Below are 19,410 nucleotides of genomic sequence, written 5' to 3' on the forward strand. Positions count from 1 at the left end.
CCAAGAATGGAACGACTTCCTAGACAGCTTTGTTGACAACGAGCTGCTCGTCGCTCGCATCAAAGCCAAATCTACGCGGTAGCAATCGGGCGGTTACACCGGAATGCGCATTGGCGAGAGACGCGGTGCGAAGACTGCGCAAGCTTCATGGCGTCAATTTCGCCAATGGCGTCTATGCCAAAGAAATAGAAGCGCTTTACGCTGAAGCATTCCGACTGACAGCCACAACCGGAATACGGCATGAGGTCGATCATCTCGAGCGGCTCGTGACCGGTGTATCTTCTGGCCTCCACGTCCCTTGGAACCTTCGTGTTATCACGCGGGAAGCCAACCAGAGACGCAAGCGCAAACGGACTTCAGAAGAACTTACCCAACTCAGGAAGCAACTCCCTCCTAATTCTGGATAACCCCATCCACTGCTTTTAGCCGGACATAAGCCAAGCCTTTCGTGGTCGGATGATGGCTTCGCGCTTCCAAGGAGCATCACGCCGCCTCTTCCGGGTCCAGCCATGCGAGAGGTCCGTGGTATCGGACACCTCGGCGCATCGGACACCTCGCTCGCCGGAAGACCCGAAAGTGTTTTTCTGGTGTCGCCACCTTGTCGCCACCGGCGGAGAACCGTTTGGGCTGTACCCACTGTTCATCCATTCCCCTCACCGTTGATCTCCAAAGGGATCGCGGGCGCAGGGCTACCGAGGTACCTTGCCAAGCAAACACGCTTCAGAGGTTTTAAGATCGCTCACCGCAAGGTATACGGCTTCGATCCCCGTCGCTCGCACCAAATTGAAAACGCTAGATAAAATCGCCTTACTGCAGCCATGACGTTTGCTGCATGGCGACAGCTGGGGGCACGGAACGCGTTGGATTATCTGCCAAGCGCAGCGATGCAAGCGAGTTTTGTGCGAAATGGCCCCAATCGTAGGGTCGGATATCTATCGCTCGCCGAGTGGATCACTCTATTTTTCCCCGGAACTAACCTCGGTGCAGTAGCAGCACACCCCGATCATCCCCAAGAACGAGCATCAGCCTCTTTTTTCAAGAACTTATTGTCCACCTTGGGATAATTTTTCAACCGGGCAATCTTTTTCAAAATGCCCCCACGAAGGGGCTCTTTATCGCTACCGTAGTGAAGGCGTCGATGGCATGTTGGACAAACGGCTATAGTATTGTCCGCGCTATCTGGCCCCCCTTCCGCGAGAGGGCGAACGTGGTGGACCTCCAGATAAGGCTCGCCATCGTCACGAACAAATGGCGCCAGTTCGTCGCATGCCTCGCAAACACCGGCGGCCATCACCAAAACCCACGCGATCACGTTTGGATCACGTATGAACCGTGCCGTTATGCTTTGAATTCGGGTGCCACTTAAAAGATTAGTCGGCGGCGGAGTGGCCGGATTACGCTTGATCTTCTGGCGAGCCGAAAGAACGCGTGTCTCAAGGTCTTCACGGTCGGCAGTTGGCAATTCCGGTGAGTTTTGGCGTTGCCAAACCAAATTGATCATGGGGATTATTTTGGCAGCTACCTTTGCGCCGACATTCCCTCTGGGCAGGTAGCCGTTCAGCGTCTGCAAGCCCAATTCTTCTAATACAGCGGAGATATTGGCCATGCGAAATTCGTATGCACCTGCTGACCGCGATGACAGGGCATCCCTAAGAACCGAGTTCCTTTTTTCAGTCTTATTAACCCTCACTCCCGCCTGTTCCTCCATCTGCAGATCGCGATAAGCAACCACGCAAGCAAAAAGCTCCGCATCCGTCCAGTCACGACTATTTTCCGGCTTTATCGCCAAGACTATCCCTCGATAAGTGTGCAACCATCGGCTCAGTGGTGCGCCGGAATTGCTATCTCCAAAGTTTTAAGGTGTCCATTCCATCGTCGGAACGCTGCCTCTTCAGCAATCGCAGGATCGCTGACCGCTATACGATCAATCAACGTACGCATGTCTTTGATACGCCAACCGAAAGCTTGAGGCTTAAACATCTTTTCGATTAGAGAAAACGTGGGCCGTGGACGCACTTCGGGATGGGTCGATCGTAAAAGTTCGCGAAGGACCAACATGCCATCGGCAGGCACCAAGTACGGCAAAATCAACGCTACCGCCTCTTCGAAGGCTGTGTTCGTTGCTATTGCTGCCAACGCAAATTGCTCCGAAATTCCGGCGGATCGGATGGATGGATCAGAGGGCCAAACACGCTTAAGCCATGGCCCCACGCGCTCTCGCCATACTTCATCGACGCCGCTCGCTTCCATGGCATCGGTCGCAGCGGCTGCATGCTGCTGAACGTAACTTGCTATCCAAGCTGCCGCATCCAGCTGCATTTCTTTCGTCATAGCTCGAATTGCATCACGCACCCGATCACGAGGCATCTCGTCTACTCCGACTTCAATCCCTGCAAGCATCAGGAGCTGAGCAAGATTGCGGTCATAACGGCTCAGGCGCTGTATGCGCGCCGGAGTGAATATCTCAAAGAAGCTCGCTTTGATTGCCGACCAGAGTTGAGGATCAAACCGCGCCTGCCAACTAATACCTTGCCATAGGGCTACCGCTTCCTCCTCGTTGGTCCAGTCGAGGCCGGGTAGCAAGTTCCGCTCCACCCAGGACGGATCTACAGCATACAAGTAGGGGAGCCTCGACGCTGCGATGACCCTTGCTGGCCGATGTGGGATGAGATCGGCCCCGATTAACGCATCTAGTCGCGGTGCTAAATCACTGGGAATACCCGCGCCCACCCTCAGATTGCGACGAAATAGTTCGTTAAAGAATGCCTGCGCGAGATATCCCATGGATCGGTTAATTGTGAAGAAAACCCAATCCGCATCTTCCACATTGATGTTTGATAGGTCTGTCGCGGCGGCTTCCAGCGTACGGTCGAACAGCGACCAGAAGGGCGACATCAAATCAGAGGAAAGTTCAGTCTTACTGGCCGCTTGCACAATTTGAGCAGCGGCCTGCGAGAACTGGGGTTGCGAAAATAGGTCATCGGGCACCCGGCTCAGCAACGAGAAAAGGCGTCCCGCGATACCGCTCGCTATACTATCGCGCAGCCCCCACAGCCCATTTCTCCATACTTCCGCGCCTCCACGATTTGGACGCAGAGATAACATCTCAAGCGCCGATACCGCGCGGTCGCCATAGGCAGCCGCAAACTGCCGCCAGGTTTCGACGAGACCCTCCCCAGAGCTTTCATCCTTACTCAGAAGGTCCACTAGATCCTCTAGCTCCAGCACACCCAGGTCATCGACGTCATATTCCGTATCCGGCCCAAAGCGACTTTCCACCCAAACAGAAAAATGTGCTTGCTCTCCCTCAGCGGCACGCCACTTAGGATAAAGTGAACGTAGTCGTGCTAATTCGTTTTCGAGTATCTCAGTAAGCGGCGGGTTCTCGACGCGATGAATTGCAACTATTCGATCGAATATCCGCCTATCGCGGGAACTGGCACGCTCGTGCTCTTCAATCCCAGACATCAATTCTTCGGGCGGACCTTTGACGATCTCCAATGAAAGTTTGCTGCGCCCCGCATCGTCCAGGTCAGGCCAGATCTTCGCAAGAAGATCCATTGCCTCCTTCCGCAGTGAGGATCGCCAAAGCGGCGGCATCTTACCCATTTAAGAGCGCCTCCAATTTCTCATCGATTGTAACGTGAGCACTTTGTCCGGCGGCAGCCAAGGCTAGTCTTTGGAAGCCAAGGTATGGGATCCTCCTCCACCGAGCGACAAATTCACGGCTCAGCGTGGCATCCGTTGCCTCAAGACGCTGCCATCCGCGCCAGATCAAATCAAACAATTTTGCCCACGGCTTATGGTTGAAATTTTGGACATGAGGCTCGATCGAGGGTCTGCTTGCAAAGCTTGCATCATATGTTGCGTCTGCCTCTCCCGCCACCGCATATAGCTCCAAAACTCCGCGTAGAAGGCTCGTCAACAGGTCAAGTCTTGCTGCCCAGAACGCGTCCGGGTCAGGAAGGGCATCGATTGTATCGAGGATTTCTTGCAGCCTATCCTCGTCTCGAAATTCCACTTCGGCGCTTGCAACATGCGAAAGACGCGAGCCATCAGGCTTAGGATCAATCGCGTCAACATCCCCCATATATCTCAAGAATGACCGGTCCAGCGTCAACACGGGGCGTAGTGCTGCCTCTAACTCCCGCTCGGCAATCGGCGCCTCGGGATCGGTACTCAACTGCGTGTAGGGGTCCCATAGCGGTTGGTCCGATGGTCTTTTGAATGCCCAGTCGCCTTCTGCCGATACAATTTTCCAAAACAATGCATATCCCGCCGCCAAACTATCCAATCCAGCCAACCGGGCACGGAGATAGATCCGCAGTTCGGGATGGGGTCGCTTACCACTGCGAAGCTTTTCGATCACCCAATCTACAAGCTCAATTGATCCGAGATGGGATGCAAGCCATGCAATCAGCCCTTCAGCTGTCGAACTCAGTTGCTTAGGTTCGCCTCGAACGAACGGAAACAATTCTCTAAGGTGCAGTGTCGGAGAAGGAGGATCGTCGCGACCTTCGCTTCGCGCAGCGGCGAGCGACTTGAGGTGATCGTCGGCGATGACGTTCTCACGCTGCTCCAATACCTTGAGCCATTCGATTGGCGGTGAGGGATTGAGTGATGCAAAAATACGGGCGCCATGACCGTTGTCATCTGGCCTCCGCACCACTGCCCACAATAAATTCTCAACGTCGCTGGGATGTTGAGTGGCCGGGAGCCCCGGTGCGATGCGTTGGATCATCAACTGAGTATTTTTCAGATAGTCTTGTCGCGCCTCGGCCCACGCAACTAGCGTCTTCTTAAGAAGCGCATGTTTGCGCCCTTGGTTATAGAAGATCGGCTCAAGTTTGCGATCAATCCACGGCTGCCTATCGGGTTGAGTTCTGCCGGAGTAAGGGAGAAAAATGTAAGCTGGCTCACGGGGCGGCCGACCACGCACAGCAGTTTCCTCAGCGGCGAACGCATCGGTCATATAGCGCAGAACGGGATCATTTAGACTGTACCCAATGAACAAGACAGTGAAGTCTGAGAACAAGCGGGCGACAAAACGCGCTGCCCACGCCTCTGTCAGATAGGCACGACCGAAGTCGCCGCTCGTGAGCACGAGGTGATCGTTGCCCTCGTTTGCGGGCGCCAGCCTACCGTGCAAATATACGATGCTCCTCCAGGTCGCGATCCGATCGTTACGTGGAATAGGCAATACCGGTCCAGAGTGGAGGTCCCGTCCGAGTGCCATTCCGGCTTGTGCGTGCTCGAAGAAAGTATCGAAGTTCGTAGTTACAAGTCTCAGTCCATTGCCCTGTCGCATACTCGCGAGGCGAAGGATTGCCCGGTGCATATCTAAATCTGTCGGCTGCCGATCGAGGCGTTCGGCCACCTTGCGGCGAACTTCAGCAGAGGAAAACTTGCTTTCGATGACACCGAGCATGCGGTCGGGCCAAGCCCATTCAGCGCTCTTGTTGGGTGGCAAGGCTAGTCCGAGTTCGTCATAGCAATACGCTACAAGCCCTGCATAACTGGGAAGCCCGGCACCCATTGAAATGCCAGCTCCGCAGAAGATTACTACCCTGTCATCTTCCAGTTGCTGCACTAGTCGGTCAGGTACGAAGGGGCCCTTGGAAACAAAGGTCGGCATCTACAACATCTTAAAAATAGTGGAATATCCGGCAATAAGCGGCACTTCCCCGACAAACACAAGCCTCTTCTCGATCAACCACTAATTATGCGTTTCCTATCTACTAAAATATTGGTTGCGTGTGGGAGGTCCAGCCGGGTCGAAGAGCGATGCCGACTTGTTAACCATGTCTATACCCGCACTTGCATACCTTTGAACCATGGAGGAACGCCAGGGTCTTCCACTCTGCCAGCACTCTGTCAGCCGCACAGATCGAGCAGGCGTCAACAGTAATCGTCGATCGTGTCGCCGCCTTCCCACGGCAAGCCTTGCGCTATGGCGAACTCTTTCTCCGCCCCCTCCCGTGTGAAAAACGTGCCACGGCTCTCGTGCACGAACATGTCGTTCTCGAACGTCACTTGCGCAAGCGACCACGGTTTGATTGCCTCCTCGCCGTGTTCACCGAGTATGAACAGAGCGGCGCCGTCTTCGGACATGGCAGCTTTGCCCACCTTGGTAACACCAAAGGGTGAAACGACTGCTATCGCCCCTTCTTCCAAACGGTCGTAGTAGCTTGCCAGCGGTTTCTCTTCGGTCGTTTTGGGGCACAGGGGAAATTCTGCGGGGACTTTCCACTTCCGCTGGACGGCGCCCGGCGTTTGTGAGACGACGATTTCTGGAGGCGGTGGTTCCACTGGGGCAGCAGAGCGCCCGAATATCCATTCGCCGAGAGAACCTCCGCTTGAAGCACGATCGGACCGCGCCCAGACGAGCATTCGTTCGCGGCTGTAATCAGCTTCGGCAGGCGTTACGGTCCGCATCCATTCGAAGTCCGGGGTCAGCGCACCATTCTTCGGGTTATCCGGATCGGCAAGGAACTCTTCGATACTGCCGTAAAGAAATACTACCCGCTTCGCGGTGATCGGATTGAGTAGGATGTTTTCAAGCCGAGTGACCCAGCGGAGGTTATTCGGCCGGTTGTTGCAACGGTTGGTGTCGATGTGGTCAACCACGTGGCTTGCGCTCGGCTGATCGCCATGGAAGGCGGTTGCAACGATCCGGTGGACTTTATGCTCGGAAACGCTCAAATAGCCATCGCTCGCGCCCTGCGTGCCGAAGGTCCAGATTTCATCGAGGGGCCGCCGTCGCTTGCCCGCCACCCCCCGCCGGAGAACAGCGCCGTTATCTCGGACGGAGTACTCTTCCCCACGATAAGCGCAAGTGACTTCCCTTTCGAAGTTTTGAAGATCAGCTTTGTTCGACATAACGTGTCTTTCAGCTTGCAATGAACGTTGGCGGTTTCTCATTTAGTAAAGGTGCTATCGACGACAGCAAGGCGTATCACCGTTCTTTATGCGCCACGTTCGTTGTCGTATTCCTCAAGCTTCGCCATCGCGCGCCTCCTCCATCATGCCCTCAAGATTGATGATCAGCTTGACCAGCAGCGCCGGATAGCGGAACTCCCGGCCTTGCTCGATGCCTTCAAGCGTGCGCGCCGGAACACCCAAGAGGTAACCGGCTTCTGCGACGTTGATGCCAAGCTGCTTACGGAAGTGGCGCAGGGTGTCGGTGACAAATTGCGGATTGCCGCATTGCGCATGTAGTTTGTCGAATTCTGGTGTCTTAACGGACATGGCATTCCCTTTCAGAACTGTTCACGCCACATCTATAATACGCTGCACGCGTATACGCAAGCTGCGTATGTTCGCTAGTCGAAACTTTCCCAGAGCGATTGCGCCTTGGTCTTCGGGGCGCGGCGCGGCAGGTGGTTGAATGCCAAGTCCAACTCATCCTTGTCCCCGACGACCGGGCCGCCTTGGACGCGCGGCTCCGGCACATGCCTCCTCGCGGCGTTTAGGAAAGCACAAGGGCACGAAGGGCAGGACGATTGGGAGCGCCGCTTTCGGGCAATTTTGTGCGAACCGGGGGCCCCTTTTGCTACCCCCACCCCCGCCTGCCGAAGACCCGGGCAGCGGGAGCCCCGGCCTACTTCGTTTCTGGCTTCCGTTCCAGCATCCGGGCGACGGCCGCTCTGGTAAACCGCGTCCCCGCGCCCGACAGATACCCGGCTTCCTCCAATGCAACAGCAACATCGTTGAGCGAGCGTCGCTTGCCGTTGACCGGATAGCGGTCCAGCTTCTTGGCCAGCGCGACCATCTCCGCGCCGCCTTCAATCTCGGTGTAGTTCTTCCGGCCCCCGACCTTCTTTCCGGTCTCGCGGCGTTTGCGCTCACGTGCCCCTCTCAACTTCTCGACCAGCATCGCCTTCTCGAATTCGGAGACCGCACCGAGAACCTGCCGGATTAGCCGCGCGGTCGGCGTGTCAGCAACGAAGCTGTCGGGGCTGTCGATGGCGATCAGGTCGATGCCCCGCGCCTTCAGCATCTCGTGGCCGGTCTCCTGCACGATGAGGTCACGGGCAAAGCGGCTGGCGGTCTCGACGAGGATGGTGCGCACGCCATTCGACAGCAGGCGCTCGAGCATCGACGAGAAGCCGGGGCGTTCAGTGACCGCGTCAGCCCCGCTGACCGCCGCGTCGTAGTAGCTGTCGACGATCTCAAACCCAGCCGCCTTGGCAAAGCATTCGATGGCATCTCGCTGCCGCCGCTCGCTGTCCTTGTCCGCTCCAACATTGGCAGAACTGGACGTTCGAAGATAGGCCACAGCCTTGACCTTCCCCTTGCTGTTCAAAGCACCCATCCTGTTTTGTGTATCTTTTCCTTGAGCAAATGATACACTAACTCGCGTAATGCTGCTAGAGAAATCGCCACTCGCGCCCGCTACGGCTGGTCAACTTTTGGTTTGGACGGCTCAAGCTAAGATGTCGGGCACAATTGAATTAACGGTGTCGCCAGACCTTAGCCGCAGAAATCAGCAAGACCCAAAGCGAGGGCTGGCAACAGATGCCTTGGCACGATGCCAAGCAGTTTCCCGCCGACGAAGGTGCGACAAGCGACCCCGACAAGCAGAATAGCCGATTGCGTCCAAGAACGGAAAAACTTTGGTCCCTGCCGTAGCGCATGAGCCTAACAAGCATTGTTAGTGGGCCATCAAGCTGACGCTTAACCAGCTGATTTCCGCCGCGACAACGTTAAGCCCCGCCCTAGTCCGTCCACTTCCTGAAATGCTCAATGAGCGCATCGGACACTAAGCGGCGGGAACGTTCATGCTTGCCGCCGCGCTTCGCCTCCAACGCGGTGCGCCAGCGGTTGTTTCCGGCGTTGTCGAGCCAGCGCGCGTGGATGACATCCTCTTCTTCGTGGTGAAGGATGACACCGAACCCAGCCACAGTCCTCGTCCCATCGGGCATCTCCGTGCCGAGCATGGGCATCGCTATCATGCCCGGCAAGCGGTTTTCCCATTGGGCACGTTGGGCTTGGTAAAGCGTCGCATCGACTATCCAGCCCTCCTTCGGCAGCGCTAAGATCAAGTGGCCGCCCCAGTGGCCCGGCACGTCTTTCTGTCCGGGCTTGCCGATACCGAGCGAGTGCACTGTCTCCTTGCCCCGCCGCCGGTTGATGTAGAAGAACACCGAGCGGACTTCGGCGTCGGTGAAGCCCAACCGATAGAAATAATCGCGCAGCACCACCGAGACGAGGACGCAGCTACCGAGCGAGACCCCGCGTCCGAAGACCCGGTCGAAGGTCGGATGCAAGTGCGTTCCGATCACGGCGAGCGCCTTACGCAACTTCACAGGCGGCTCGCCACCTACTGTGAGGTCGCCCAACTTCATCTCGTTGAATGTGTCGTCCGTCATCGTCTAAGCTCAGTTGAAAATCTCAACCCTTTTAGTTGCCTATTTTACGTTGAGCCAGAGCGACCTCGGTCCGCGTCCGACGCCGAACCGCGCCGTCCAAATCTCTTCGGTCAGTGCAAGGTTGGCTTGTTCAGTTCGATGCGCGATGCCAGCTTCAATGCCCGCACCGCGACCACCCTGTCACCACTTTCCTCCGCCAGATCGGCGAGCCTCCGGAGATCGGCAGCAACACCTTCGCGCGTGACTGCTTTCGTATCAGTCAAGGTCAATCACTCCCCTGTGTGGCACATCGATCTCCTTCGCCGGTGCATCCCATGCGATCGCAGGTGCCACGACGACATCCCGATTGCCATCACGCGGACGACCGTTCATTTTTCGCTTCTCAGCTTTCCGCGCCTTGGCCCCCTCGGTCAGGGCAGGCCTCGGTCCCGGTCCCGTCGAAAACTGCGCGGTCCACTCCTCCTCGGTCAACTCGAGGATCGAGGTCGGCAATGGTGCGGGGCGATGCAAGATCTCCAGCTGGGACGGAGCCATTAGGCCGAGCAGCCTCGCCTGCGCCGTGACCGCAGCGACCATCGCTGCCGGGTTCCTGCATTGTCTAGCAAATTCAATGACCTCATCGAGGTCGGCGACCAGCGAAGCGACGGTTTTCTCGGTCCTCTTTGCCGCCTGCCCCTTCAGTTCCGCCACCCGGTCGATCACCTTAGCATTTCTCAGCAACCGGGAGCCGTTTACCTCAGCGACGTGACTGGCGACGTGGTAGACCGCACCGTATGCCGTTGACGCAGCTTCTCCCCGAGAGACGGCCCGGCAAAATCCTTCATGGCGTTGGTTCGAAAGCGGTGGCATGGCGGGAGAATACGCGATCTGGACGAGCTCGCCAAACTTCATGAGCCCGGCTCCTTCTCGCTGTCTGCCGAACCTTTGGTCTCGGGGCGGCCGTCATTTCTTCGTGTCGGCGCCTGCGGGAATTCAAACTCGCTGAGCTTGGAGTGCAGATCATCAATTTCGCCATGCAGCCATTTTGCGATCTTATCGACGTCATCGTTGTCGAATTTGTAGTACGCCCGGTTGGTGCCCATATTCCCCAGTATGTCGATGTGCCGGACGATGGCGGCAATCCGGCGTCCCGCGACGCGCTTAAATCTTGCGCGCTTGTCTTCCTTCGTGCGGGGAACGAGGCGCCCCAAACGCGCCGCTCTTGCGGCATCGAAATCAATAACCTCTGCCATTGCTTCCTCCTCCCTTTGGGATCTGCGCACTACGGATCAGGAGGGTGCCCCCACGGGCCCCCCTCTATTACGTAGTAATAGGGTGTGTGCGACGCGCACCGCGATAAGCAAGCGTTTCCAAGGACTTGCGATGGTGTGCCTCGCATCGCAAATTTGTGTGTGCTCCGCTTACCTGTGGTAGGCATTCTTCAACCCCCGCCTGTAGCCTTCAGCCATCGCTTTTCGCGAACCGTTCCCGGGTGAAGCACCTCGATTTCAATCCTCGTGCTATCCAGCAGCCGGTTCATCGCTGTCTCGAATTCCCGCTTTGAAATACCTTCGCGACCTTCGCGTTGGCGAAAAAAGTGCTCCGGCGCGTAGACGCTCTTGACGTTGTTCGAAACGCGCTGTCCCCGCCGCGTGAAAACAGCCAGCAGCTTCAAGAACACGCGCTCCGCCTTACCGGCCTTGCCGATGCCCTCATCACGGCGATCAGGCTTGTCGGTACAGACAAACACGCCACAATCCCAGCGCAGCCCAATGGGCTCTCCGAGCTCCCCGTAGTTCAGCTTCATCGGTTGCAGCAGGCGGACCCTCTCGTCCTCCTCCTTGCGGTTGCCGTCCACGTCCCGCCGCAGGTACAGGCGCGAGCGAACGCTGTTCGACCAGCCGGTCGAGCCGCTGGTCCCCGATCCGGAGTTCAGACCCGCCAAGCTTGGGTGACTGAGCAGCAGCACCGCGCAATTGAACTCGATGGCGAGGCCGCGCAGCAGGCGGATGAACTGCCGGGCCTGATTGCGGATGACTTCGTTGCCTCCGAAAACGTCGGCCAGATTGTCGACGATCAGCAACACCGGCTTCTGCCGCTCCAGAGTTAGCCGCAGACGCCTGTACATCTCGGTCGGCTCGATCTTGCCGCGCTTGGTCTCGGCAGCGAGTTCGGCGTCCTCCCCGGCGAGGCAGATAACCTCCGCATCGCCCAGCGCCTCGAGATCGAGCAGTTCGGCAGCGGCTATCTCCGCAGCCCGCGCATGCATCTCATGCAAATCGTCCTCGGCGGAAATGAACAGCACCGGCCCCTTCCCGACATCCTTGCCGAGCCACTTGCCGCCGGTCGCCACAGCGATTGCGAGCTGCAGGGCCAGCAGCGATTTGCCGGTCGCTCCATCGCCCGTCAGCGAGGCGACCTGTCGCATCGGGATGAGCTTTCGGTGATCGAGAAATTTACGCCCCGGCACCGCCTTACCGGCAAAAGAGGAAAGCTTGACGGTTTCGAGCGGGACCAGCGGCTTTTCATCGTCAGCCTGTTGCGTGTCGCCAGGGCGGCCACGAGGCGCGTCGTTATGGCGGCCACGAGGGATGAAATCATCCTCACCCGGCAGTGGCCCGTTATCGATCCATCCATCGGCATCAGCCATCTGACGCCTCCGCCGGATATCGCGGGCTCGCCATACCTGCCTTCATGCCTGACCGGATCGTGCCGCCCGCCTCGAAATTGGAGAGCCCGCAAGCAAGTGCTGCGTGCCAGAGATGCTGGTTGGCCTCGGTTTCCGGCAGCAGGCCAGCGCCGACGATCTGGCCGATGGCAAAGCTCGCCCGGTTCAATGCCTCGTTGCGGGTGCCCTTCGCGGCCCCTGCGATCGCCTTGCACTCGGCATCGAGGGCGGCAAGCCCCCAAGCCCGGCCAGCGTCACCGTTGGCGCCAGCGGGGCGCTCAGGCGGCTTGCGGGGCGGTGGGATATCCTTCAGCAGCCTGAGGACCGTGGCCAGCCACTCCGGCAGCGGCGCTGGCTCGGTGTCATTGTGCAGCAGCTCGTAGATGCCCCGGCTATTGCGAGACCCCGGCAGGATGATGCTGCCGCCCTGAGCGCGCACGTCGATGCCAGGCGCAAGCCTTCCGGCGGAGTTGCGGAGTTCCTCGCCCTCGGCCGGAAACTGGAACAGCAGGTGCCGCCCTCCCGAAGGCGTCAGCGTCATCCGCGTCACCGGCTCGCCAACACCGAAACGGATCAGCAGCGAGTTCAGCTCGCGCTCGCCATCGGGCCCATCGGGCTTCATGTCGATGTCGATGGCCAGGAGGCCGGATTGCTCGCCCGTGGGGCAGCCGATCATCGCGAGCGGCCAGCGCCTCCACCAGCGCTCGACCTGATCGAGATCGTGGCTGGCCTCCTTGTAGCCGTGCCGCGTCAGCGGGATTTTGTCCGGGTTCAAGGGAAACACCGGCAGGCCTCGTTCGGCGTGCCAGAGCGCCGCAGCCGGAGGCGGCAGATCATGGACGAGCGGCCTTCTCATGTGAGGCGCTTTCCGATTGCGTCACGCGCCACCTCGATGCGGCCAGCGGCAAGCAAAAAGGTAAGCAGGAGCAGGAAGGCGGCATGCTCGGCGTGAAGCCGATCGACATCGTGCTCACGCAGATTAAGCAGGGCTTTGATGGTCGCGAGTTCGTCTTGTGCGGAACGGCTAGCCATGAGCCGTCCCCTTAAGGTCCGGCGCGATGTCGAGAACCGCCTCGGCTGCGGCTGAACTGAACCGCTCGAGGAGGCGATGATCGTCAAAGGCAACGACGGGCGCGTATTTCTGTTTGCCCGCCTCGGCGCGATGCGGCTTCGTCGGCAGGCCGACCGACAGCCGGTCATCGCTCCGGAAAACCGGGCAGCCGAAGAACTTCAGACGGTAGGGGCTCGCCAGATGCAGGTCGGCATAGCCGATGAGCGTGCTGCCTACCTGCACCGCACGGAAGGCGGTGCAGGTGACGATGTTCGGGGTGGCCGGGTTTTCGAGTTCTGAAGACATTGCATCACCTTCTGGGGATGATGCCGCGCGTTTGCACCGGGAGGCGGGAACCGCTATTGTCCGAGCTGCCCAAAGTCGAACAAACAACGAAGCCCGTCGTGCTCCTGCGCGGCGGGTTTTCGTTTACCAGCGGCTGCCGGTTGGCTCCTCAAGGTTCGTTTCTTGAGCACGATTTGAAACCGGCGGCCCCGGAAGGTTTTTCAGATAGGTCTCAAGTTCAGTAACCAGAATAAGCGTCCGCCTGCCCGATTTTCGTGGCGTCAGCTTGCCGTCATTGAACAACTTATAGAAGCTCGTCCTTCCGATGCCCGAAAGCTCGACAGCCTCCGGCAATGTGACTGTGATTTTGTGCATGGTGGGTGATCCGCTGGCTACACGGCCAGTGCGCGGACACGCTTGGATACGTGAACATCGCCCAATGTTCACATGCAAAAAAAGAAAAATAGGGTCCACGATTATTTGGCCCGATGATTTTAATTCGATGATTTCTTCGGCGCTCCGGCTTTGATCCATGCCGTTGCGCCTGTTTCGGTAACCGCATCGCGCCAAACCCGGTCGAAGGCAAAATCTGAGATGGTGAATTTCTCCGTCCCCTCGACCCTGAATTGGGTTTTGGTTTTTGGACGGCGATGCGGTAACGCACGCATTTCGCTCTCCAGCCACCTCTGGCACGCCCGCTCACCTCCAATGGTTTGCCTTCCCTTGGCCGAAGGCGGCCACAGTCGGATAGCGTCCGCTCGACTGAAATTCACCTCGCGATACTCCACCTTCGGCGGCGTTTGCCTATAGCGCAATTCGTCCGCGAAGCCGTCATCGGCCTTAGCCATCAGATACGGCCATTCGTGAGCAGGAATTTGGATCGGCTTTGTCGATACCGTGTTAAGAGCTGTCGCCGTCAATTGGCCTTCGGTCAGCCGCATCCACAGCTCTTTCCGTGCCGCGTCCACCGAAACGCACCTTCGGCTTTCCCCTCCTCCCATCGTATCGTCGTATGCTTCGTCGAAACTGAGCCGAACGAGGGTAGCGCGTTTTCGCTTTTTTAACCTCCACCCTTCCGTCACTTTCCATGCCGAGCCACCTTCCGTAGGCGACTGGCGACGTTCATACATCCAGTCGGAACACTTACACCGATAGTCGTCCCAGTTATCGCGAACCGCTTCCTCCGTTCGCCAGACAATCCATGCGACGGTCATGGCGAGCGTCCACGTTGGTGTCGCCATCGGTTTAAAAAGCGCCGGATCGGGGTCAATTTTTAATGGCCTGAGCCCCTGTCTAGTCGCCTCTGCCTCCGCTTCTTCCGGCGTCATACGTCCGCAGGAAACATCATCGAACAGCTCGTCCAAGGCTGCCCAGGCTGCCGCGATATCCGGCGGGCAATCGTCATCAGCATCAGTCATCGCGTTGCACCTCGCGCTGCACCGTGAGGGCGCAGGGAAGCTGGCGGTGCAAAGCCAGCTTGTCGGATGCCTCCTATCCCTGCATGGGAAACAGTCTCACGCCGAGAAATGGGTGTCCATCCATCGCTTATGCAGCGATGCGATGTGGCTATTATTCGGCAACGCTCACTGTCGAGGCGGCGATTATGTCGTCACTGGCGTCAACGATAAAGGCACCGTAGTGCTTTTGGATCATTAGAGGCGACGTGTCGTGGAGCGCCGCAACGAGCGTCACCGGCAAGCCCGCTTGAAGTTGCCGAACGATAGAGGAGTGGCGGAAGGCATATGGCACGACGTGTCTCGGAAGCCTCGCCCGTTCCACAATTTGACGCCAAGGGCGGGCGATTTCGGAAGCGTGATACCATGTAGCACGGCCGCCACGTGTCCAAACGGTTGGCGAGAGTTCCTCGTTTTTCCATCGCTCCAGTAATGGTCTGTCCGGTCCAGTGTACGGCCCCGAGATGAGGATTTCAAAATCGCTTGCCATGACGATCCGTTTCGTGGACGGCTCGACTTTCCCGCTTTTCCCTTTTCGAGACGCAGGCACCATGATGACACAATCAGTCGCGTCAACACCGGTCCTCCGGTTCACGCGGCGTTGCTTGAACGCGTCTTTCCGGTCAATCCTTGCTACCTGTGAAAATCTTGCGCCTGTGGCGGCAAGCGCGACCATAAGGCGGTGCAGATCGCCATCCCAACCCCCTTCTCCGTCGATTTCCTTGGCGGCGCGCAGTGCGGCTTTGATTTGGTGGTCGGCAAGGACTTGGATGTCACGGCTGTTCGGTTCATCATTTTGGACAGTCAGCGCGCCTGAAATCTCAGCCATCCATGTGGCGGCGAGAGATTTCGCATGCTTGTCCCCGGTGAGCCGCAGTGCCGCTTTCAAGTCCCCGGCAAGCCGCTTTTTCGTTGCGGCCTTAAGCGGCACGTTGTCGAGCCATTCAAGCAGGCGTTCCCGCGTCGTGTCCTTGAGCAGTGTGTCGCACAGGTTCACATCGGACAGGACATGCCGCGATAGGCGAGTGTCTGCATCGGAGCGAATATCATCACGACCCTTGACCCTCTGATCGCGAGCATTCCGAACGGCAATGTACTCCTCCACTGAGCGGCGCACCGTTATAGGAAGGGCCCCCTTGGCACTGGGGACACTGGCGGCCTCAGCGAGTTTCAGCGCCTCGGCGGAAGCGCGCTTGAAGCTCAACGCTTCATCAGAGACGTGCGCATCGTCCGCGTTCGCAAAGACTTGCATCCTGTAGGGATTGCTCGCACCTTTAGGCGCGTCGGGATCTTGATAGCGGACCAACCATTTTCTTGCCTCTAGCGATTTTCGATAGCCGAGAAAGACGCCCGGTGCCAAACGCTCCCAAGCTGGCTTTTTCGCGATTGGAAGCTTGTTTCGCTTTGCGGGGGTGTCGATTTTCGATGCCATGTTCGATATCCGGTATCCAGTACAGTGCCCAATAGTGCCCAATATATACCGATGAACACCAGTAACAAGCATGAACGACTACGGATGAAAAATATGATAAAACAACCCATTAATTGCACGACCGCGAACGTCAGCGAGCAGGGTATACGCCCTGCAAATGCGTTTGCAGGGCTGACCAGAGATCGTTTCTCACAAATCTCTTCCTGGTCTGCCCCGCGTGGCGATGCAGTTCGAGCTTTTTGGCTCACCTGCGTTTTATCAACCACCGAGCTCCAGCACACGCACGCGATGAAGGCCGTAGGCCCTCGCTGCCGTGACTGCTCGGAAAGACCAGAGCAACATCATGACCCTTATCAATATTCGCAACCTCGGCGTCACGCTGAGCGCCCCGCTCTTTTCAAAACTCGATATCGCGGTCAATGCCGGCGACCGCATCGGCCTGGTCGCTGCCAACGGTCGTGGCAAGTCCACGTTGCTGCGCTGTATTGCCGGCACGCTGGAAGCAACGCATGGTGACGTAACGCGCTCGCGCGGCCTGACCGTCGGCTACGTCGAACAGGACATTCCGGCGACCTTGCTCGCTGCGCCATTCCAGCTGGCCGTGCTGCAGGCATTGCCCGCAGAACAGCAAATGAATGAAAGCTGGCGCGTCGACGTCGTATTGGAATCGCTGGAGGTGCCGGACACCTTGCGCGAAAGGCCCGTCGGGCAACTCAGCGGCGGCTGGCAGCGCCTGGCGATGCTGGCTCGCACGTGGGTGACGGAACCAGACGTGCTGCTGCTGGACGAGCCGACCAACCACCTCGATCTCGGCAAGATCGCGCGGCTCGAGGAATGGCTGAGCGCCCTGCCGCGCGACATGCCTGTGATCATTTCCAGCCACGACCGTGCATTCCTGGACGCAACCACGAACCGCACGCTTTTCCTCCGCCCGGAACAATCACCGGTCTTCGCCCTGCCCTATACGCGAGCGCGTATCTCACTCGATGACGCGGATGCCTCCGACGAGCGGCGCTATCAGCGCGACATGAAGACGGCACAGCAGCTTCGCCAGCAGGCGGCCAAGCTCAACAACATCGGTATCAATTCCGGCAGTGACCTGCTGGTGGTGAAGACGAAGCAATTGAAGCAGCGGGCGGACAAGCTGGAGGACGCTGCAAAACCGGCGCATCTCGAGCGCTCGGCCGGCGCAATCCAGCTGACCAATCGCGGCACGCACGCCAAGGTGCTGGCGACGCTTGACGATGCGGCGGTTACGACACCCGACGGCACCCTGCTGTTCCGAACCGGAAAACAGTTCATCTGCCAGGGCGACCGTATCGTCCTGCTTGGTCCCAACGGGGCGGGCAAGACGCGGCTGGTGTCGATGCTACGCAAGGCGATCGAGAACCGCGAAACAGCAGGAGACGGTATCAAAGCCACGCCATCGCTGGTGCTCGGCTATGGCGACCAGGTACTCGCCGATCTCTCGGACAGCGAGACGCCGATGCGCATGATCATCCGGCGCTTCGACGTCGGCGATCAGCGTGCTCGCGCGCTTCTCGCTGGTGCCGGCATGACGATCGACATGCAGGAAAAGCCGATCGGCCGTCTCTCAGGCGGACAGAAGGCGCGGCTTGGCATGCTCGCGTTGCGGCTGACCAATCCGAACTTCTACCTGCTCGATGAGCCCACCAACCATCTGGACATCGACGGCCAGGAAGCGCTCGAGGCCGAACTGATGGCGCATCAGGCAAGCTGCCTGCTGGTGTCGCACGACCGCCGGTTCATTCGCACCGTCGGCAACCGTTTCTGGTTGATCGAGAAACGGAGACTTGTGGAAGTGGAGAGCCCGGAGGACTTCTTCGCCTCGGCCGCACGGATGGACTGAGGAATACATCTGCGGCGCCGTTGGCGCCGCAGCCTGTCAGAACGAAGCGGGGGCAGCGCCCATCAGATTGAGCTTGCCGCCGCTGAGGGTGTAGAGGCTCAGCTTGCGGTCCACATTGCCCGCCGGTGTCAGCCTGAAGAGGCCGGTCACCCCACGGAATCCGACCTTGCTGGTCAGGCCCTCGGCGTTCAGCCCTTCAGGCCCCTTTGTCCTTATGATGCCGGAGGCGATTGCCACGGTGTCATAGGCGTAGGCGGCATCGGTGGAAAGCTGGCGCTTGTAATGGAGCTTGTAGCGCTCGCCAATCAGCGTTGCGGCCTCGGGTTCGACCATTGCAATCAGCGTGCCCGAGACGGACGAGTTGGTATGGGCCTGCGGCGGCCAGGCGCTGGTGCCCACGAAAGTCAGATTCGACTGGCCGCTCGCCTTGATCGCGCCGATCACGGTCGTGGCTATCACGGTCTTTCCAAGGACGAGGACGGTATCTGCGCCCTGCAGCATGGCCCTGCTCCGCTGAACGGCATCGGCGGCCGATGCGTCGGTCAAGTCGTACCGGGCAAGACCGATAAAGGTGCCGCCTCCGGTGCGAATGGCATCGGACAATCGCGTTTCACCGGCGGCGGGAAAGTCGCTCTGCGCAAAGGCGACTACCTTCTTGTGACCGCTGGCGGCGGCAGCGCGCGCTCCTTCGATCACACTATCGATCTCATCGGAAACCAGATTATAGACGTTGCCAGCACTCGCCGGGACCGACAGACCGAGATTGAGCAAGGCCGGGCGCTGATCGGACGGCATGGCGGCAATCGCAGACGTAACGGCGGGTTCGGCGTAACTGACGAGCAGCGCCGAGCCTCGCGCCTTGGCGGCGGCAACGGCGACCGCCGCGCTGGCTGGGCCGCCGCTCACATCGACAACTTTGACAAAAACCTGGTTGGCTCCGAGTTCCGCGACGCTGAGCGCGGCACCATCACGCACATCTCGGGCAGTTCCCTCGTAGACGCCGCTTGCGGCCTTTGGCAGCAGAAGCGTGATTTCAGCCCCGGTTTCCCCGAAGGACTCCTCCACCGCTGTCGATGGCGGCTTGATATCGTTCGTCTTCACGTTCCTGGCGATCCCATCGACATCCGACTGGCATCCGACGACAGTACTGCAAAGAGCAACGACCAATGGCGCCAGGACGAACCTGATCGGTTTCATCGGAAAGGCGCTGTTGGAGAACGGTGTCTGCCACGCCCGACGTAAACTATTCGGGCTGCGCGCCTGCTCGATCCGATGCACTGTCACTCGTCCCTCTATCGGT

20 protein-coding genes and 1 pseudogene are annotated in these 19,410 nt (G+C 58.7%); 1 reads left to right on the plus strand and 20 read right to left on the minus strand.

Annotated elements, in window-relative coordinates; translation table 11 throughout:
- Positions 1-1,003 precede the first annotated feature (1,003 nt).
- The 19 genes and pseudogenes from ASC90_RS19135 to ASC90_RS19210 form a co-directional block, all read right to left on the minus strand.
- Entirely contained in the window at positions 1,004-1,789 is a 786-nt protein-coding gene (locus tag ASC90_RS19135; protein ID WP_156393057.1) for an HNH endonuclease signature motif containing protein, read from the minus strand.
- A 32-nt stretch (positions 1,790-1,821) separates the two neighbouring features.
- Positions 1,822-3,561: a hypothetical protein gene (locus ASC90_RS19140; RefSeq protein WP_156393059.1), complete on the minus strand. Its 1,740-nt coding sequence runs from the start codon at positions 3,559-3,561 to the stop codon at positions 1,822-1,824.
- Positions 3,562-3,601: 40 nt separating this feature from the next.
- Positions 3,602-5,635, minus strand: a complete 2,034-nt coding sequence (locus tag ASC90_RS19145) for an SIR2 family protein (RefSeq protein ID WP_056543714.1) — start codon at positions 5,633-5,635, stop codon at positions 3,602-3,604.
- Positions 5,636-5,898: 263 nt separating this feature from the next.
- Positions 5,899-6,879 carry an HNH endonuclease signature motif containing protein gene (locus ASC90_RS19150; RefSeq protein WP_056543717.1) on the minus strand — a complete coding sequence of 327 codons (981 nt, stop codon included), beginning with the start codon at positions 6,877-6,879 and terminating at the stop codon, positions 5,899-5,901.
- A gap of 114 nt (positions 6,880-6,993) precedes the next feature.
- On the minus strand, positions 6,994-7,248 hold the full coding sequence (locus ASC90_RS19155) for a helix-turn-helix transcriptional regulator (protein WP_056543720.1): 255 nt from the start codon (positions 7,246-7,248) through the stop codon (positions 6,994-6,996).
- A gap of 74 nt (positions 7,249-7,322) precedes the next feature.
- Positions 7,323-7,451, minus strand: coding sequence for a hypothetical protein (locus ASC90_RS30295; protein ID WP_280138333.1), 129 nt, complete (start codon positions 7,449-7,451; stop codon positions 7,323-7,325).
- Positions 7,452-7,600: 149 nt separating this feature from the next.
- The gene (locus ASC90_RS19160; protein WP_056543722.1) at positions 7,601-8,314 is read right to left on the minus strand and encodes a recombinase family protein; all 714 of its coding nucleotides are present in this window, start codon (positions 8,312-8,314) and stop codon (positions 7,601-7,603) included.
- 139 nt (positions 8,315-8,453) lie between these two features.
- Positions 8,454-8,660: pseudogene (locus ASC90_RS30080) on the minus strand (sulfite exporter TauE/SafE family protein); the annotation flags it as partial.
- Between the two features lie 57 nt (positions 8,661-8,717).
- Positions 8,718-9,371, minus strand: coding sequence for a hypothetical protein (locus ASC90_RS19165; protein ID WP_056543725.1), 654 nt, complete (start codon positions 9,369-9,371; stop codon positions 8,718-8,720).
- Between the two features lie 110 nt (positions 9,372-9,481).
- Positions 9,482-9,634, minus strand: a complete 153-nt coding sequence (locus ASC90_RS28970) for a hypothetical protein (protein WP_156393061.1) — start codon at positions 9,632-9,634, stop codon at positions 9,482-9,484.
- Positions 9,627-10,262, minus strand: coding sequence for a terminase small subunit (locus tag ASC90_RS19170; protein WP_244480424.1), 636 nt, complete (start codon positions 10,260-10,262; stop codon positions 9,627-9,629). The genes ASC90_RS28970 and ASC90_RS19170 overlap by 8 nt, the downstream gene beginning before the upstream one ends.
- Positions 10,259-10,603, minus strand: coding sequence for a hypothetical protein (locus ASC90_RS19175; RefSeq protein WP_056543728.1), 345 nt, complete (start codon positions 10,601-10,603; stop codon positions 10,259-10,261). Before ASC90_RS19175 ends, ASC90_RS19170 begins: the two co-directional genes overlap by 4 nt.
- Positions 10,604-10,791: 188 nt before the next feature.
- On the minus strand, positions 10,792-12,000 hold the full coding sequence (locus ASC90_RS19180; protein WP_056543732.1) for an AAA family ATPase: 1,209 nt from the start codon (positions 11,998-12,000) through the stop codon (positions 10,792-10,794).
- Positions 11,993-12,874 (minus strand): bifunctional DNA primase/polymerase, encoded by an 882-nt coding sequence (locus ASC90_RS19185; protein WP_056543735.1) that lies wholly within the window; start codon positions 12,872-12,874, stop codon positions 11,993-11,995. Before ASC90_RS19185 ends, ASC90_RS19180 begins: the two co-directional genes overlap by 8 nt.
- Positions 12,871-13,050, minus strand: coding sequence for a hypothetical protein (locus ASC90_RS19190; RefSeq protein ID WP_056543738.1), 180 nt, complete (start codon positions 13,048-13,050; stop codon positions 12,871-12,873). The genes ASC90_RS19185 and ASC90_RS19190 overlap by 4 nt, the downstream gene beginning before the upstream one ends.
- A complete protein-coding gene (locus ASC90_RS19195; protein WP_056543741.1) occupies positions 13,043-13,375 on the minus strand; it encodes a hypothetical protein in 333 nt (110 codons plus the stop codon). The genes ASC90_RS19190 and ASC90_RS19195 overlap by 8 nt, the downstream gene beginning before the upstream one ends.
- 123 nt (positions 13,376-13,498) lie before the next feature.
- Positions 13,499-13,729 carry a helix-turn-helix domain-containing protein gene (locus ASC90_RS19200; protein WP_056543743.1) on the minus strand — a complete coding sequence of 77 codons (231 nt, stop codon included), beginning with the start codon at positions 13,727-13,729 and terminating at the stop codon, positions 13,499-13,501.
- Positions 13,730-13,848: 119 nt separating this feature from the next.
- A complete protein-coding gene (locus tag ASC90_RS19205) occupies positions 13,849-14,772 on the minus strand; it encodes a hypothetical protein (RefSeq protein WP_056543747.1) in 924 nt (307 codons plus the stop codon).
- 151 nt (positions 14,773-14,923) lie between these two features.
- The gene (locus ASC90_RS19210; RefSeq protein WP_056543752.1) at positions 14,924-16,240 is read right to left on the minus strand and encodes a site-specific integrase; all 1,317 of its coding nucleotides are present in this window, start codon (positions 16,238-16,240) and stop codon (positions 14,924-14,926) included.
- A 343-nt stretch (positions 16,241-16,583) separates the two neighbouring features.
- On the opposite strand from ASC90_RS19210, the gene ASC90_RS19215 reads away from it, so the two are divergent.
- A complete protein-coding gene (locus ASC90_RS19215; protein ID WP_056543755.1) occupies positions 16,584-18,110 on the plus strand; it encodes an ABC-F family ATP-binding cassette domain-containing protein in 1,527 nt (508 codons plus the stop codon).
- A 36-nt stretch (positions 18,111-18,146) separates the two neighbouring features.
- Here ASC90_RS19215 and ASC90_RS19220 read toward each other — a convergent pair whose 3' ends face one another.
- Positions 18,147-19,394 (minus strand): hypothetical protein, encoded by a 1,248-nt coding sequence (locus ASC90_RS19220; RefSeq protein WP_056543758.1) that lies wholly within the window; start codon positions 19,392-19,394, stop codon positions 18,147-18,149.
- Positions 19,395-19,410: the final 16 nt, after the last annotated feature.

Source organism: Rhizobium sp. Root1220 (assembly GCF_001426265.1).
GTDB lineage: Bacteria > Pseudomonadota > Alphaproteobacteria > Rhizobiales > Rhizobiaceae > Rhizobium.

Bases quoted from the DNA above. Each gene is read 5' to 3' on its own strand.
- ASC90_RS19140 (WP_156393059.1), bottom strand. From the start codon at position 3,561: ATGGATCTTCTTGCGAAGATCTGGCCTGACCTGGACGATGCGGGGCGC.
- ASC90_RS19145 (WP_056543714.1), bottom strand. From the start codon at position 5,635: ATGCCGACCTTTGTTTCCAAGGGCCCCTTCGTACCTGACCGACTAGTG.
- ASC90_RS19150 (WP_056543717.1), bottom strand. From the start codon at position 6,879: ATGTCGAACAAAGCTGATCTTCAAAACTTCGAAAGGGAAGTCACTTGC.
- ASC90_RS19155 (WP_056543720.1), bottom strand. From the start codon at position 7,248: ATGTCCGTTAAGACACCAGAATTCGACAAACTACATGCGCAATGCGGC.
- ASC90_RS19160 (WP_056543722.1), bottom strand. From the start codon at position 8,314: ATGGGTGCTTTGAACAGCAAGGGGAAGGTCAAGGCTGTGGCCTATCTT.
- ASC90_RS19165 (WP_056543725.1), bottom strand. From the start codon at position 9,371: ATGACGGACGACACATTCAACGAGATGAAGTTGGGCGACCTCACAGTA.
- ASC90_RS19170 (WP_244480424.1), bottom strand. From the start codon at position 10,262: ATGAAGTTTGGCGAGCTCGTCCAGATCGCGTATTCTCCCGCCATGCCA.
- ASC90_RS19175 (WP_056543728.1), bottom strand. From the start codon at position 10,603: ATGGCAGAGGTTATTGATTTCGATGCCGCAAGAGCGGCGCGTTTGGGG.
- ASC90_RS19180 (WP_056543732.1), bottom strand. From the start codon at position 12,000: ATGGCTGATGCCGATGGATGGATCGATAACGGGCCACTGCCGGGTGAG.
- ASC90_RS19185 (WP_056543735.1), bottom strand. From the start codon at position 12,874: ATGAGAAGGCCGCTCGTCCATGATCTGCCGCCTCCGGCTGCGGCGCTC.
- ASC90_RS19190 (WP_056543738.1), bottom strand. From the start codon at position 13,050: ATGGCTAGCCGTTCCGCACAAGACGAACTCGCGACCATCAAAGCCCTG.
- ASC90_RS19195 (WP_056543741.1), bottom strand. From the start codon at position 13,375: ATGTCTTCAGAACTCGAAAACCCGGCCACCCCGAACATCGTCACCTGC.
- ASC90_RS19200 (WP_056543743.1), bottom strand. From the start codon at position 13,729: ATGCACAAAATCACAGTCACATTGCCGGAGGCTGTCGAGCTTTCGGGC.
- ASC90_RS19205 (WP_056543747.1), bottom strand. From the start codon at position 14,772: ATGACTGATGCTGATGACGATTGCCCGCCGGATATCGCGGCAGCCTGG.
- ASC90_RS19210 (WP_056543752.1), bottom strand. From the start codon at position 16,240: ATGGCATCGAAAATCGACACCCCCGCAAAGCGAAACAAGCTTCCAATC.
- ASC90_RS19215 (WP_056543755.1), top strand. From the start codon at position 16,584: ATGACCCTTATCAATATTCGCAACCTCGGCGTCACGCTGAGCGCCCCG.